The sequence below is a fragment of the Effusibacillus lacus genome (genome assembly GCF_002335525.1).
Lineage (GTDB): Bacteria > Bacillota > Bacilli > Tumebacillales > Effusibacillaceae > Effusibacillus > Effusibacillus lacus.
Genome location: NZ_BDUF01000036.1, coordinates 1 through 1,808, shown reverse-complemented (window position 1 = coordinate 1,808; position 1,808 = coordinate 1). Strand labels below are relative to the sequence as shown.

Here is a 1,808-nt window from a genome sequence, read left to right as displayed (position 1 = left end):
TATGTGCGCCCGGCATGGGCGTTGTCTATAGGGTGCAAGTCCCGAGTGGTGAAGGCAACAGTAGCCATTAGCTTACGACAAGGGTGTCCACCGCGAGGTGGAATCTGAAGGAAGTCTGCGGCAAACCTCCGGCCTGAGGAACACGAACTTCATACGAGGCTAGCGATAGTTGGATGAGTCTGCATAACAAGACAAAGTCCTTGTTGCCGAAGGCTATCGAGAGTAGATGAAGCAGGTAGATGGAGGGAAAGACAGCGCTCTTACCCGGGGATACCTGCCTGGAACGCCGATTAAATCGGTAACCCGTGTTGAAAGGCACGGCTGAACTGGCAGGAGTCAGCAGATGTCATAGTACCTGTGAGGAGACGTCCAAACAGGGAAGGACTGAACATGATTGTGAGGGTTATTCATGGCAAGTTCGAGAGAAGAGCATAGACAGCAGAATATCCCGACAGGGAGCTACCTTCAGGAGGAAGCAGTGAATCTGCGGGGGACTGAAGGAGCGCCGAGTTCTTCCCCGGCACAAACCAGAGAACAAACCCGCGAGGTGAGACATAACCACCTGATGGAACAAGTGGTACAGCGAGAGAACCTTCTCTCGGCCTTGCACCGTGTGGAAAGGAATAAAGGAGCCGCCGGTGTTGACGGAATGGCGACAAGATCCCTTCGTCCATTCTTGCTCGAACACTGGCAGGAAATTCGAGACCGACTCCTTAACGGAACCTACCAACCTCAGCCGGTACGTCGATTCGAAATCCAGAAACCCGACGGAGGCGGAGTACGTTTGCTAGGAATACCGACGGTGCTAGACCGCTTCATCCAACAGGCATTTCTACAAATCCTAACCCCCATTTTTGACCCCGGATTCTCACCGTTTAGCTTTGGCTTCCGTCCGGGATACAAGGCGCAGATGGCGGTCCGTCAAGCCCAGTCCTACATACGACAAGGTTTTCGCTATGTAGTAGACATGGACTTGGAAAAGTTCTTTGACCGAGTAAACCATGACATCCTCATGGCAAAACTTGCCCGAAAGATTGAGGATAAACGAGTCCTTAAACTCATACGGCGGTACTTGCAAGCAGGAGTCATGATAAACGGCTGTTGTGTGGCAACAGAGGAAGGAACCCCGCAAGGGGGCCCTTTAAGCCCACTGCTTGCCAACATTATGCTGGATGACCTCGACAAGGAACTAATCAAGCGTGGGCACCGATTCGTCCGCTATGCGGACGACTGCAATATCTATGTTAAAAGTAAGAGGGCAGGGGAACGGGTGTTAGAGAGCGTCAAACGATTTGTAGAAGGACGACTAAAACTGAAGGTCAACGTGGAGAAAAGCGCGGTAGACCGCCCATGGAAGCGAAAGTTCCTCGGGTTCTCATTTTCACACCACAAGGAACCGAAAATTAGACTTGCCGAAAAGACAGTCAAACGGTTCAAGGATAAAGTGAGAGAACTGACAAGCCGGAGCAAAAGTCAATCCATGGAACAAAGACTGTGCAAATTAAATCAGTATCTGAACGGGTGGAGTGGCTACTTCCGCTCTGCAGACACAAGAAGTACATTCGAGCAGCTCGATGAATGGTTACGTAGACGACTCAGAATGTGCCTGCTGAAACAATGGAAGAAACCCAAAACCAAAAGAAAGAAACTGATTGCGCTAGGAATACCAAACGAGTGGGCTACGAGGATCAGCGGTTCCCGCAAGGGATACTGGAGGCTCGCGAACACTCCACAGGTAAACAAAGCCCTTGGCCACGCGCATTGGCGTAACCAAGGACTCGTAAGTTTAGTCGCAAGGTTTGACGAAC

1 protein-coding gene is annotated in these 1,808 nt (G+C 51.1%); it reads left to right on the top strand.

Translation table 11 applies throughout. The features are described from left to right. Positions 1–409: 409 nt before the first annotated feature. Positions 410–1,808, top strand: a 1,399-nt coding sequence (ltrA, locus tag EFBL_RS07955) for a group II intron reverse transcriptase/maturase (RefSeq protein ID WP_096181616.1), incomplete at its 3' end; no start/stop codon positions are given.